The 13425-nt window shown below is 64.9% G+C and carries 7 protein-coding genes; 2 read left to right on the top strand and 5 right to left on the bottom strand.

The genetic code is table 11. The annotated features are described in order from the left end of the window. Positions 1-26: 26 nt before the first annotated feature. Complete coding sequence (locus M2336_RS06815) at positions 27-329, bottom strand: hypothetical protein (RefSeq protein WP_181558682.1); 303 nt, start codon at positions 327-329, stop codon at positions 27-29. 29 nt (positions 330-358) lie between these two features. Continuing rightward, positions 359-3232, bottom strand: coding sequence for a M16 family metallopeptidase (locus M2336_RS06810; RefSeq protein ID WP_264592739.1), 2874 nt, complete (start codon positions 3230-3232; stop codon positions 359-361). Between the two features lie 276 nt (positions 3233-3508). Here M2336_RS06810 and clpB point away from each other — a divergent pair, with 276 nt between their 5' ends. Then, positions 3509-6088 carry an ATP-dependent chaperone ClpB gene (gene clpB, locus M2336_RS06805; protein ID WP_264574421.1) on the top strand — a complete coding sequence of 860 codons (2580 nt, stop codon included), beginning with the start codon at positions 3509-3511 and terminating at the stop codon, positions 6086-6088. A gap of 79 nt (positions 6089-6167) precedes the next feature. On the opposite strand, the gene M2336_RS06800 is transcribed toward clpB, so the two are convergent. The 3 genes from M2336_RS06800 to xseA all read right to left on the bottom strand — a co-directional run bounded on the left by M2336_RS06800 (position 6168) and on the right by xseA (position 12131). Continuing rightward, complete coding sequence (locus M2336_RS06800) at positions 6168-9155, bottom strand: TonB-dependent receptor plug domain-containing protein (protein WP_264574420.1); 2988 nt, start codon at positions 9153-9155, stop codon at positions 6168-6170. A 534-nt stretch (positions 9156-9689) separates the two neighbouring features. After that, positions 9690-10601: a M23 family metallopeptidase gene (locus M2336_RS06795; RefSeq protein WP_264574419.1), complete on the bottom strand. Its 912-nt coding sequence runs from the start codon at positions 10599-10601 to the stop codon at positions 9690-9692. Positions 10602-10646: 45 nt separating this feature from the next. Then, positions 10647-12131, bottom strand: coding sequence for an exodeoxyribonuclease VII large subunit (gene xseA / locus M2336_RS06790; protein ID WP_264592738.1), 1485 nt, complete (start codon positions 12129-12131; stop codon positions 10647-10649). On the opposite strand from xseA, the gene purD reads away from it, so the two are divergent. Beyond that, a complete protein-coding gene (gene purD, locus M2336_RS06785) occupies positions 12130-13413 on the top strand; it encodes a phosphoribosylamine--glycine ligase (protein ID WP_264574417.1) in 1284 nt (427 codons plus the stop codon). The genes xseA and purD overlap by 2 nt on opposite strands. The last annotated feature ends 12 nt before the right edge of the window (positions 13414-13425 follow it).

The raw sequence follows: 13425 nt of genomic DNA, 5'->3' as shown, positions 1-13425 counted from the left end.
GATCTGCCCTTCTGGCGGGCGGGCCGTCAGCCGCGCCGCGTACCCGTCATAGCCATGGTGCCGAAAGCGCCGGCATCGATGGTGCCGCTGATCTTGCCGTCGGTCACAATCGCCTCGCAGGTGAGCGTCATCGGCATGGGCATGGTCATCTCCATGGTCCAGGTCAGCCGGTTGCCGTCCACCTTGCCGTTCTTCACATCGAGCGAACCGAGCGGCCCCGCATTGGTGCCGTTGAACGTGTCTCCGTCCGTCACGACGGTGAACACGCTCGCCTGATCCCCCATCGGGGTTTTGGTGGTGCAATCATAAGCGCCGTCTACTTTGGCCATTTCATCTCTCCTTCCGGAATGAACATTATTCAGCGTGCGGGGGCCGCGTCGGGGGTGATCTCCGTCACGGGCAACCCCAGCGGCTTGAGCTGATCCGCAATCTGGCTTTTGTCGCCAACCACTACCCAGCTCAGCCGTGCGGGATCGATCAGCTGCTTCGCCGCCGCGTCGAGCTGGGCCGGAGTGAGCGCCTGATAGCGCGCCCGCAGCGTCTCGACATAATCGAACGGCCGGCCGAACAGCGCATCCGCCTGCATCTGCCCAAGCACCGCGCCGGTCGTCTCGAACTGCCCCGGCAAGCCGGCGATCTCGCCATTGACGACGCGCGCGAATTCCTGCGGCGTCACGCCCTTTTGCCCAAGGAAGCTGACGATCTGGTCCCGCATCGCCGCGATGGCGGGGCCGGTCTTGTCCGCCTGCACCGGCGCGCTGACCAGATAGGGGCTGCGCTCCAGCCGCCGGCTGAGCGCACCGCGCACGCCATAGGACCAGCCCTTGGCCTCCCGAATGTCCGCGTTCAGCCGCGAGAGAAAGTCATCGCCCAGCACGGTGTTCGCCATGTTGAACGCGACCAGGTCATCGCGCCCGGTCGCCTTGGTGACGACCCCGCCCAGAATGACGGACTGCGGCGACTGCGGCCGGTCGATCAGGTAGATGCCCGGCTTGGGCGTCGGCACCGCCACCGAGAAATCCTTGACCGGCGAGGCCATGCGGTTCTGCGGCCAATTGCCGAAGCGCGCCTCCAGCAGGGGCTTGATCTCGGCCATGGTGATGTCCCCGGCGACGAAGATCTCTGCCTTGCTGGGGACGATCCAGCCGCCATGGTAATGCACGAGGTCGTCGCGCGTGATCGCCTTCACCGTGGTCTCCTCACCCCGCGCGCTGACCACGCCATAAGGATGCTGCGGGCCATAGAGCAGCGGCGAGATTGCCCGGTTGGCAAGGCCGCTGGGCTGCGTCTTTTCCGCCGCGATGCCGGCAAGCTGGATGGTCCGCAGCCGCTCGATCTCGCTCGGCGCGAAGGCGGGGTTGCGGATCACATCCTGCAGCAGGTCGAGCGAAGGCGCCAGATTGGGCTTGAGCGCGAACAGGGAGATGGACGTGCGGTCCATGCTCTGCCCGGTCGAGATGCTGGCGCCGAGCCGCTCCTGCTCCTCGGCGATCTGGATGGTCGAGCGGCTGGTGGTGCCGGCCTCCAGCAGGTCGAGCATCAGCGTGCCCAGCCCCATCCGGTCCCGCCGGTCACTGGCAAGCCCAGCGTCGAAATTGACCGCGATGCTGACCGTCGGCACGGTCGAGCGGGTCGCGACGTGCAGCTTGATGCCATTGCCAAGCGTCGCCGTCTCCACAGCGGGGAAATCGAGGTCCGGATTTTGCGTCACGTCCGGAATCGCCAGCGTCGGCTTGGGCGCCGCGACGTCCGCCGGCGCATTCTCGCCCGGCGCGGCGACGGTGGCGTCCGCATAGGCCTCCCGCTCACCGGGCTCGACCGTCAGCGCAAACACCGGGCGGGTGAGCCAGCGCTGCATCGCCGCCGTCACGGCCGTGGGCGTCGCGGCGGCGATGGCCGCCAGGTCCTTCTTGTACTGGGCAGGATCGTCCGAATATAACAGTCCCTCAGCCAAGGTGGACGCCTTGCCGCTGAATCCGCCGACCACTTCAAGCGCGGCAATCTCGCCGGCCACCTGCCGGGTGGCCACGCGGGTGACTTCGTCGGCTGTTGGGCCAGTCTTGATGAAATCGCCCATAATCTCATCGAGCCGGCGCGAGACCAGCGCCGGATCGGTGCCGGGCTTCACATCCGCCGTCGCCATGAAGAAACCGAGCTGCTCGAACTGCTGCACGCCCGCGGTCACGCTCACCGCGATCTGCTCGTCTCGGACGAGGATATTGTCCAGCCGCGAGCTGGCGAGACCGCCGAGCACCGCGCCACCCACGGAGAGCAAAGGCGCATCCTTGTCATTGCGACCCGGCGTCACCCACATGCGATAAATGCGCGTGGTCGCCACGCGGTCCTTCATCACCTTGTCGACCCGCGCGGGCAGCGTCGGGATCGGCGCGGCAACCGGCTTGACCGCCGGCCCCGCCGCGATGCCGCCGAAATATTTCTCGACCTTCGCCTTGGCCGTGACGGCGTCGATATCGCCGGCCAGCACAAGGATCGCGTTGTTCGGCCCGTAATGATCGCGGAACCAGCCCTTCACATCCTCCAGCGAGGCGGAGTCCAAATCCGCCATCGAGCCGATGGTCGAGTGGCCATAGGGATGGCCCTTGGGCAGCAGCGTCTCAAGCTGCACATATTCCACCAGGCCATAGGGCTGATTGTCACCCTGCCGCTTCTCGTTCTGCACCACGGCGCGCTGGGCGTCGAGCTTGCCTTGCGTCACCGCGCCGAGCAGGCGGCCCATGCGATCCGCCTCCATGAACAGCGCGCGATCGAGCGTGCCCGTCGGCACCGTCTCGACATAATTGGTGCGGTCGAACCACGTCGATCCATTGGTCGGGGTGGAGCCGGCCGAGACCAAAGGCTCATCGAAATTGGGCACATTCTCCGACCCGCCGAACATCAGATGTTCGAAGAGATGCGCAAAGCCGGTCTTGCCTTCCGGCTCATGCTTGGAGCCGATGCGGTAATAGACGGTCACGCCGACGACCGGCGCCTTGCGATCGGTATGCACGATCACGCGCAGGCCATTGGGCAGCGTGAACGTCTCGTAGGGAATGTCGACTCGCTTGATGAGATCGGCGAGCGGCGCGGGCTTGACGGCTGCGCTGGCCGTCGCGGTGGCTGCTGGACGGGGGGCGGGCTGCGCTTGCGACCAGGCCGGCACGGATGCCGTAAGGGCAAGGCTGCAAACGCCCAGATACATGAGGGCAGTCGAACGACGAACAGTCAGACGCATAGAATCTCCGACGAATATCAACAGGTCGCCACCCGTAGCAGCGACGGCCTGAACCATGGCCGGACCATAGCGGCAGGCGGCGGCCAAGCCTAGCGCCGGATCGAACCGGCCCCGGATTGAGGACCCGCCAGCGAGCTTGAGCGTTGATCATATCGAAGCTGGCATGGCATATTGGCAGCGGTCGATCATGCTGCCCGGATCGCGCCGGAGAAAAACGCACCGCCCTCTTGTGTTGCGAAATAGCAACACCATCTGTGGCGGGCGAAGGGAGATAGTATGAATCTCGAAAAGTTCACAGACCGGGCCAAAGGCTTCCTGCAGAGCGCACAGACTGTTGCGATCCGCATGAACCACCAGCGCATCAGTCCGGAGCATCTACTCAAGGCGCTGCTCGAGGATGAGCAGGGCATGGCCAGCGGCCTCATTAAGGCGGCGGGCGGTGATGCCGCGACCGCGCTGCGCGAGACCGACGCGGCGCTGGCCAAGGTGCCCGCCGTCAGCGGATCGGGCGCGCAGCAAACCCCGGGCCTCGACAATGACGCCGTACGCGTGCTCGATTCCGCCGAGCAGGTCGCGCAGAAGGCGGGCGACAGCTATGTCACCGTCGAGCGGCTGCTGCTCGCTCTGGCACTGGCGACGACGACCGCCGCCGGCAAGGCGCTGGCCACCGCCGGCGTGAAGGCCGAGGCGCTCAATGGGGCAATCAATGCCTTGCGCGGCGGGCGGACGGCGGACACCGCGTCCGCCGAGGACCGCTACGACGCGCTCAAGAAATTCGCCCGCGACCTCACCGAGGCCGCCCGCGATGGCAAGCTCGATCCGGTGATCGGCCGCGACGAGGAAATCCGCCGCACCATCCAGATCCTCGCTCGCCGCACCAAGAACAACCCGGTGCTGATCGGCGAACCCGGCGTCGGCAAGACCGCCATCGCCGAGGGCCTTGCGCTGCGCATCGCCAATGGCGACGTGCCCGATACGCTCAAGGACCGTACGCTGATGGCGCTCGACATGGGCAGCCTCATCGCCGGCGCGAAGTATCGCGGCGAATTCGAGGAGCGCCTCAAGGGCGTGCTCGACGAGGTGAAGGGCGCGGACGGCCAGATCATCCTCTTCGTCGACGAAATGCACACGCTGATCGGCGCGGGCAAATCCGAAGGCGCGATGGATGCCTCCAACCTGTTGAAGCCGGCCTTGGCGCGCGGCGAGTTGCACTGCATCGGCGCGACCACGCTCGATGAGTATCGCAAATATGTCGAGAAGGACCCCGCCCTCCAGCGGCGGTTCCAGCCGGTGTTCGTTGGCGAGCCGACGGTGGAGGACACCATCTCCATCCTGCGCGGCATCAAGGACAAGTACGAGACGCACCATGGCGTGCGGATCGCGGACGGGGCCATCGTCTCCGCCGCGACGCTCTCCAACCGCTACATCACCGACCGCTTCCTGCCGGACAAGGCCATCGACCTGATGGACGAGGCCGCGAGCCGCATCCGCATGGAAGTGGAATCCAAGCCCGAGGAGATCGAAAATCTCGACCGGCGGATCATGCAGCTCCAGATCGAGCGCGAGGCGCTGAAGAAGGAGACCGATCAGGCGAGCAAGGACCGGCTGGCGGCGCTGGAAGGCGACCTCGCCAATCTGGAGCAGCAATCGGCCGAACTCACCGGCCGCTGGCAGGCCGAGAAGGACAAGATCGCAGGCGAGGCCAAGCTCAAGGAACAGCTCGATGCCGCGCGCATCCAGCTGGAGCAGGCGCAGCGCACCGGCGAATATGCCAAGGCTGGCGAGCTGCAATATGGCACCATCCCCACGCTGGAGAAGCAGCTCGAAGAGGCGCAGTCCGCCTCCAAGGGCGCGATGCTGCGTGAGGAAGTGACCAGCGAGGACATCGCCAGCGTCGTCTCGCGCTGGACCGGCATTCCGGTCGACAAGATGCTGGAAGGCGAGCGCGAGAAGCTGCTGGCCATGGAGGAGGAACTGGGTCGCCGGGTGATCGGCCAGGCCGATGCGGTGAAGGCCGTCTCCACCGCCGTGCGCCGCTCACGCGCCGGTCTGCAGGACCCTAACCGGCCGCTCGGCAGCTTCCTCTTCCTCGGCCCCACGGGCGTCGGCAAGACGGAACTGACCAAGGCGCTCGCCGAATTCCTGTTCGACGACAGCAATGCGATGGTGCGCATCGACATGAGCGAGTTCATGGAGAAGCACAGCGTCGCGCGGCTGATCGGCGCACCGCCGGGCTATGTCGGTTATGAGGAAGGCGGCGTGCTGACCGAAGCCGTCCGCCGCCGGCCCTATCAGGTCGTGCTGTTTGACGAGGTGGAGAAGGCGCATGGCGACGTGTTCAACGTGCTCCTCCAGGTGCTCGACGATGGCCGCCTGACCGATGGGCAGGGCCGCACGGTCGACTTCACCAACACGATCATCGTGCTGACCAGCAACCTCGGCAGCCAGTTCCTCACCAGCCTTGGTGACGATGAGCCGGTGGAGAAGGTCGAGGATCAGGTGATGGACGTGGTGCGTGCGCACTTCCGCCCCGAGTTCCTCAACCGGCTGGACGAGATCATCCTGTTCCACCGGCTGGGCGCGGAGCATATGGGGCCGATCGTCGACATTCAGGTCGCTCGCGTCGGCAAGCTGCTCAAGGACCGCAAGGTGACGCTCGACCTCACCGACGGCGCCCGCGCCTGGCTCGGCCGGGTCGGCTACGATCCGGTCTATGGCGCCCGCCCCTTGAAGCGCGCGGTGCAGAAATATCTGCAAGACCCGCTCGCCGACCTCATCCTGCGCGGCGAAGTGCCCGACGGCGCAACCGTGCGCGTCGATGAGGGCGATGGGGCGCTGGTGTTGACGGTGGGGTGAGGCAAGGCCGAACTTGAAAGGCAAAAGAAAAGGCCGGGAGGATGGCTCCTCCCGGCCTTTTCATGTTTGAGTTGCTAGATCAGAATACAGGACCGAGCGTGATCTTGGCACCGGCGTAGAGATAGCGACCGACGCCCGAGATCGGGTAGCTCAGCATCCCGATGTCTGGCCGGTAATCGAACAGATTGTTCACACCGGCATAGAGCTGAAACCGCTTCTCGACTTCCAGTGCAACCCGCACATCGTGTTGGAACAATGGACGATAGTAGAAGTACTTGGGATCCGTCAGGTCCGGATTGGCAGCAATCTGCTCCGTCGTGTAGCGGCGGGTCTTGCTCCAGTAGGTCAGGCCGTAGCTTGCGCTGACATTGTCAAGCTTCCAGGACAGATCCAGCGTGCCGCGCCAGCGGGGATTGTAGCGCTCCAGAATGTCGTCGTCGACATCCGCGCCCAGCGTCGGAACAAAGGTAATCTTGTCCAGATATCCGCCCGTCAGGCCAAAGCGGAACTGGCCAAGGTTACCCGGTGTGAAAACGTAGTTGACCGAGAAGTCGGCGCCTGCGGTCCGGAACGCCGCGACGTTTTCCGGGCCAATGATGAAGCCGTTCCGGCGCGCAGGATCGTTGCCATCACCCAGTACGAAGCCACTGGTCGGATCACGGAAGATGTTCTGACAGTAGACATTGTCGATCGTCGGCTGATCCACGCAGAGCTCAGCCAGTTCGGTCGGAGTCGGCGTGTTGATCGCGCCAGCGATCTTGATGTCATACCAGTCGAATGTCAGGCTGAGGCCTGGAATGAAGCTCGGCTGGAGAACGACACCGGCAGTCCACGTACGCGCAGTTTCTTCCTGCAGGTTCCGGTTGCCCCCGGTGAGACCACGACGTGACGTCGTCGCCTGCGAATCCGTCGAGGGGCTGAAAGCAGCGATTTGCCCCGGAGTCAGACCCAGTCCGGAAAGGATCGCAGAGCAGTTCGCCGCGCGGTACTGAGTGCCGTCGTTCAGACGCGTGACGTCGCAAGGATCGACGACGAAGTCGAATGTACCGCTCGGGGTACGGAACAGTTCTCCGATATTCGGTGCGCGAACTGCTTCCGAATATGTCGCACGGAAGCGGATGTCACGGATCGGAGCGTAGACACCGTCCACCTTCCAGGTGGTGGTGGTTCCAATCGTCGAATAGTCCGAATAACGGATGGCTGCGCCAAAGGACAGGGTGTCGGCCAGCGGAACATTGCTGAACACCGGAACGCTGAGCTCAGCGAACACTTCCTTGACGTTGAAAGATCCGCTGCTGGGCGCGATCGCGGCGAAGTCCCGGAACTCGCCATTCTGCACCATCTGATCGGGATCAGAACGGCTGGTTTCACGACGATACTCGCCACCGATCGCGAAACCGATCGGTCCACCCGGCAAGCTGAATACCGCTTCGGTATCGCCCGATATGTAGCCCGAGATCACTTCTTGCGATACGCGAGACTTGCTGAGGTTGTCAGCCAGAACGAAATCAAGAGCCTCCCGGCTGGCAACGCCATAGCCAAGCATGTTGAGCGGCCGACAGGGGCTGTTGGCGCCCGGAGTAAACGTTGACGCCGGAGCGCCGAAGTTTTCAGGATCGATGTCACTGGTGGGATCAAGCGTAGACCGGCAAACGATGTTGTTCGTCACAGGATCGCGCACCGCATCGAGCGCCGCGAAGTAACGGTCTGAAATGAGATTGGAAGTTTGCGAGTTTCGGCTCGAGGTCCGGCCAAAAATGTATGACACGTCGTAACGCAGATTATCGGTCAACTCGCCCTCGAAGCCGGCAACGATCCGAACCGTCTCACGCTCGACGGTTTCGCCGCGCAGGCCAAAGTCGATATTGTCACGCGACAGGAGTGCGCCATCCGGCGCCGCGCCGGGACCGAAACGATCGACAAGATATGCATTATCCGGTTGCAGATATGTATAGAAGTCGAAGGAAGGCTGGGCGACCGAGTAGGAGTCCGTCTTCACGTACTTGCCTTCGGCGTAGAAGCGCAGCGCAGGCGCAAACTCATAACTGGCCAGCGCGTTCACGGCGTGACGGGTAATTTGCGGCTGCAGGTCACCGAAATATCCGGCGACCGGGGTATTGGACCCACCAACAGCGCGCGCATTGCCGCCGACCAAGGGAAGGCCGCGATCATAGGGGAGACCAGAACCGGTGAAATCGGGGATGCCATCAAGATCTAGGTCGACGGCCCCGTCGGGGGCGCTGTCCGCCCACGTCAGATTGCCATAGACAATCCGGTCGTAGACGTTCGGATTATCCGGAATATCATCCTGATTGCGGAGAATTTCAGTATAGACGGAGGGATCGCCGGTAAAGCGGCGCTGCGAGCTGTGCAGACGGCCCGAATTAGAATATTCGTAAGCAACCGCAATATTGCCGCGATCGTCAGCGAAGTTCTTGCCAGCCACAGCGGAAATGAACTGCGAGCCAGCGTCACCCTTGCTGGAGACACCTGTCTGACCACGGACCGTCAGTCCTTCGAAATTCCGCTTGAGAACGAAATTGACGACGCCCGACACGCCATCTGCACCGTAGACTGCCGAAGAGCCGCCCGTCAGCACGTCGACCTTTTCGATTAGATCCTGCGGGATCGAGTTGATGTCGACCGCTGCAGAGTTAGGAAGACCCGCAACATGGCGCTTGCCGTTCACCAGAACCAGTGTGCGGTTGGTACCAAGATTACGCAGATCGAGCAGGTTCGCGCCAGTCGTGCCGAAGCCCGAGTCAGCACCGCCCGATAGCGAAGAACCGATCGAGGCGGTTAGCGCAGGATTGCGCAGGAGTACGTCTGCAACGTTAATCTGCCCAGTACGCTCGATGGCTTCCGCCGTCACGGCCACAATCGGGTTGGCAACTTCGAGCTCAGGTCGCGCAATGCGCGAACCGGTAACGACAATCACCTCACCATCCTCGGCGGCATCCGCATTCTGCGGCTCCTGCGCATGTGCGGCAGAGCTCAGCATGGCGAGGCCGAGCACGGCAGGTGCAGCTGCCAGCTTCAGCAATGTTTGCGATGTTGTTTTCTTCACGATCCAGTCCCTTGCTCTGGAATTTGCGAACTGCGGCCGGGAATATCCGGCCGCACGAAACGCGGGGATCGTGCGTCGCCCTCTCGGTCTCCCGACGACAACACGCGTGGCCCCTGCGCTATATGGCCGTGAAACTGTGCGGATTGGTTAAAGGTGTAAAGCGCAGGTGCAGCATGAAGGGGCTATTTTCCCGTACATGTCACATTCATGCAACAAAATCGCCGATCCGGGTGCCTCCGGCCCCTGCGGTCCGCTGTAACAATATTAGCGGCGATCTACACAGCACGACACAAATCGTCCCGAACCGCAGTTTCCCTAGAAACTATTTGTTAATCTTCTCACACCGCAGCTCGAATCAACATGGAATTCGTGGCGAAATCGGAGCGACCCACGGGGTAGCTTTCCGTAGCGTCCGATGCTCAAAGGGGGCATTTTCAGACCGCCGCACCCGCCACTGTGGCCTTGGCACATCGTGCTGCAATGCAGCAAATGAGACCGACAGCCGGACGCTACGGCATCCAGCCTGATTGTCGATCAGCGAGCCGCTTGGCCCTGTACCAGCGGTAACGGATCAATCCGCGCATCGTTCCACTTCATGCTCCAGTGCAGATGCGGACCTGTCACGCGGCCCGTCGCGCCGATCTCGCCGAGCGGCTGGCCCTGGCGCACCACATCGCCTTCCTTCACCAGCAGCCGATCGCTGTGCAGGAAGGCGCTGTTGAGGCCCATGCCGTGATCGATGATGAGCAGCTTGCCTTCCAGCGTGAACGGCGCTTCGCTGGCGAGCACGACAACGCCGTCCGCCGGCGCGACATAGACAGTGCCCTGCCCACCGGCGAGATCGAGCCCGCTATGGTAGCTGCCCGGCGTGCCCCGATAGATGCGCTGCGAGCCGAACACGCCGGAAATGCGCGCCTTCACCGGCCAGATGAATGTCTGCCGCCAGCCATTGCTCAGTTGCGGATCTCCCCGCGCGGCAACGATGCGCGCCAGTTCGCCCGCCCGCCGTTGCTGGAATTCCTCGCTGGTGGCGCTCCCCGTGATCGAGGCATTGACGTTCTGGATCTTCCAGTCGCCGCGCGCGATCGTCAGCACGCGCCGTTGCTTGCGCCCATCGCGCCCGGTCGCTTCCAGCGTCATGGTGGCGGGAGCATCGCGGTCCAGCCCGATGATGAAGTTTCCCTCGGCGTCCACGGCCACCGGCACGCCATCGAGCGTAAGACCCAGCGTGCCGACGGGGACGAGACCGCGCAGCAGTGCCCCTTGCCGGGGCGTGCCGCGAACCTGCAACGTCGCCGGCCCTTGGGGCAGTGCGAGATCGGGCACGTCCTCGATGGGCAGCGCGCTGGCTTCCGGCGGCGGCGGCGGGACGGTCGAACAGCCGGCCAGTGCGGCGAGCAGACCTCCCGCCAGAACAGAACGAGAGCGGAAGCGGAAAACTGTCATGCCGCACTCATGGCCGCGCGGCTGGCGCGATGCAAGGGCGCGCCGTCAGTCGAACAGGTCGGTCTGCCGCGCTGGCGTCGCGGAAGGGGCGGCCTTGCGCGCCGGCCGGGGCGCCGGCGGCGGAGAGTCGCCGCCGACAGCAGCGGGCTGCGTCAGTGCGGTCACCTCATCCTGCTCGAACTTGAGCGTCACCCGCCCCGCCGCGCGCGCCTCCTCGGCGGAGCGCACCAGCCGGCCTTGCGCCATCACGCGCGCGAAGCCACGCTTGAGCGGCGCATCGGGATTGAGCGACTGGGCCAGCCGCCACAGCCCATCCAGCTGCCGCCGCGCGTCGCCCAGCCGGCGCTCGAGCACGAGGGGCGAGAGCCGGACGTTGGCAAGCTTCTGCCGCTCCCGCGCGAGGTGGCTCTGCAGCAACGCGGGCCGCAATGCGCCGGATGCATCCGCCAGCTCGTGGCGCGCCCGGCTCACCCGGTGGGAAAGGCCCCGCCGCAGCCGGTCGCCGAGATCGTCCGCGCGCTGGCGGGCCTGGGCCAGCAGCACGTCCGGGCGCGGGAGGAGCCGCCGCTGCGCTTCCAATCGCTCGCGGCTGCGGTCCAGGCCGCGCGCCACGCAGCGCTGCATCCGGGCGCGTAGCTCGGCGACCTGCACGGCGAGGTCGGCGCGGACCGGCACGGCCATCTCCGCAGCAGCGGTGGGCGTCGGCGCGCGGAGATCGGCAGCGAAATCGCACAAGGTCGTATCCGTCTCATGGCCCACGGCGGAAATGACGGGAATCGGTGACTCCGCCACCGCCCGCACCACGACTTCCTCGTTGAACGACCACAAATCCTCGATCGAGCCGCCACCGCGCGCCACGATCAGCACGTCGGGGCGCTGGATCGGGCCATCGGCCGGCAACGCGCCGAAGCCGCGCACCGCCGCCGCAACCTGGGCCGCTGCGCCCTCCCCCTGCACCAGCACGGGCCAGAGCAGTACGCGGCTCGGAAAGCGATCGGCAAGCCGGTGGAGAATGTCGCGAATCACTGCGCCGGTGGGCGAGGTCACCACGCCGATCACATCGGGCAGCATCGGGATTGGCCGGCGCTTGGCGGGATCGAACAGTCCTTCGGCGGACAAGCGTGCCTTGAGTTTCTCGAAGAGCTGCATCAGTGCGCCCTCGCCGGCCAGCTCCATGCTCTCGATGACGATCTGATATTTGGAGCGTCCGGGATAAGTCGTGACCTTGCCGGTGACGATCACGTCCAGCCCATCCTCGGGCCGGAAGGCGAGCCGGCCCGCCGTGCCTTTCCACATCACCCCGTCGATCACCGCCGCATCGTCCTTGAGGCAGCAATAGACATGGCCGGAGGCGGCCCGCTTGAAGCCCGAAATTTCGCCGCGCAGGCGCACGAAGCCGAAGCGGTCCTCCACCGTGCGCTTGAGCTGGGCGGACAGTTCGGAAATGCTGAGCGCGGTCAGATTGTCCCCCGCGCGCTCCTGCGCTAACAGGCGGCCGGACGCATCCTCACTGACGGAAAAATCGCTCATGAATATCCTTTTGCTCGGCGGTGGCGGGCGCGAACATGCCCTCGCCTGGAAGCTGGCGCAATCGCCGCTCTGCATCGGCCTGTTCGCCGCACCGGGCAATCCCGGCATAGCCGAGGCGGCGCGCCTGGTCGATATCGACCTTGCCGATCATGCCGCCGTGATCGATTTTTGCCGCGCTAACAGCATTGCCCTCGTGGTCGTCGGCCCGGAGGCTCCGCTGGTGGACGGCATTGCCGACAGCCTGCGCGCCGTCGACATCCCGGTGTTTGGACCGAGCGCCGCTGCCGCCCAGCTTGAAGGCTCCAAGGGCTTCACCAAGGATCTCTGCCGCGATGCCGCCATTCCAACGGCCGGCTATGTCCGCTGCACCAGCGCCGAGATGGCGCTGGCGGCGCTGAGCGACTTCAGCCTGCCGGTGGTGGTGAAGGCCGATGGGCTCGCCGCCGGCAAGGGCGTCATCATCGCGCAGACGCGCGCAGAGGCCGAAGAGGCGATCCGCGACATGTTCGGCGGCAGCTTCGGCGCATCGGGCGCGGAAGTGGTGCTGGAAGAATTTATGGAAGGCGAGGAAGCCAGCTTCTTCGCCCTCACCGATGGCACGCATGTCGTCGCCTTCGGCTCGGCGCAGGATCACAAGCGAGTGGGTGAAGGCGATACCGGCCCCAATACCGGCGGCATGGGCGCCTATAGTCCGGCCTCGGTGCTCACACCTGCCCTGCAGGATGCCGTGATGGACCAGATCATCCGCCCGACGGTGACGACGCTGGCCGCGCGCGGCACGCCTTATTCCGGTGTGCTGTTCGCGGGGCTGATGCTCACCACGGACGGCCCCAAGCTCATTGAATATAATTGCCGCTTTGGCGACCCGGAATGCCAGGTGCTGATGATGCGGCTGACCAGCGATCTCGTCGCGCTGCTGCTCTCCGTCGCGCAAGGGACGCTCGACGAGGCCAGCGGCCCCAGCTTCGCGCCCGACCCGGCGCTCACCGTGGTTCTGGCCGCGAAGGGCTATCCCGGCACGCCCGAGAAAGGCGCGCCCATCGCGCTTCCGACGGCACCCGATGGTGCCAAGATCTTCCACGCCGGTACGACGCTCAAGGACGGGCAACTCGTGGCCAGCGGCGGCCGCGTGCTGAACGTCACCGCGCGCGGGGCCACGGTCACACAGGCACGCGACGCCGCTTATGCGCTGGTCGATCAGGTCGATTTCCCCGGCGGCTTCTGCCGGCGCGACCTCGGATGGCGGGAAATCGCGCGGGAAGCCGGCAGCGCAGCGGACTAATCGCCTGACCCA

The organism is Sphingobium sp. B1D7B (assembly GCF_025961965.1).
Taxonomy (GTDB): Bacteria; Pseudomonadota; Alphaproteobacteria; order Sphingomonadales; family Sphingomonadaceae; genus Sphingobium.
The sequence above is the reverse complement of the archived record's forward strand: the minus strand, read 5'-3'. Positions and strand labels throughout refer to the sequence as shown.

What these genes read in the sequence shown, in the direction of transcription:
- M2336_RS06815 (WP_181558682.1), bottom strand. Translation starts at nt 329, where the DNA reads ATGGCCAAAGTAGACGGCGCTTATGATTGCACCACCAAAACCCCGATG.
- M2336_RS06810 (WP_264592739.1), bottom strand. Translation starts at nt 3,232, where the DNA reads ATGCGTCTGACTGTTCGTCGTTCGACTGCCCTCATGTATCTGGGCGTT.
- clpB (WP_264574421.1), top strand. Translation starts at nt 3,509, where the DNA reads ATGAATCTCGAAAAGTTCACAGACCGGGCCAAAGGCTTCCTGCAGAGC.
- M2336_RS06795 (WP_264574419.1), bottom strand. Translation starts at nt 10,601, where the DNA reads ATGACAGTTTTCCGCTTCCGCTCTCGTTCTGTTCTGGCGGGAGGTCTG.
- purD (WP_264574417.1), top strand. Translation starts at nt 12,130, where the DNA reads ATGAATATCCTTTTGCTCGGCGGTGGCGGGCGCGAACATGCCCTCGCC.
- xseA (WP_264592738.1), bottom strand. Translation starts at nt 12,131, where the DNA reads ATGAGCGATTTTTCCGTCAGTGAGGATGCGTCCGGCCGCCTGTTAGCG.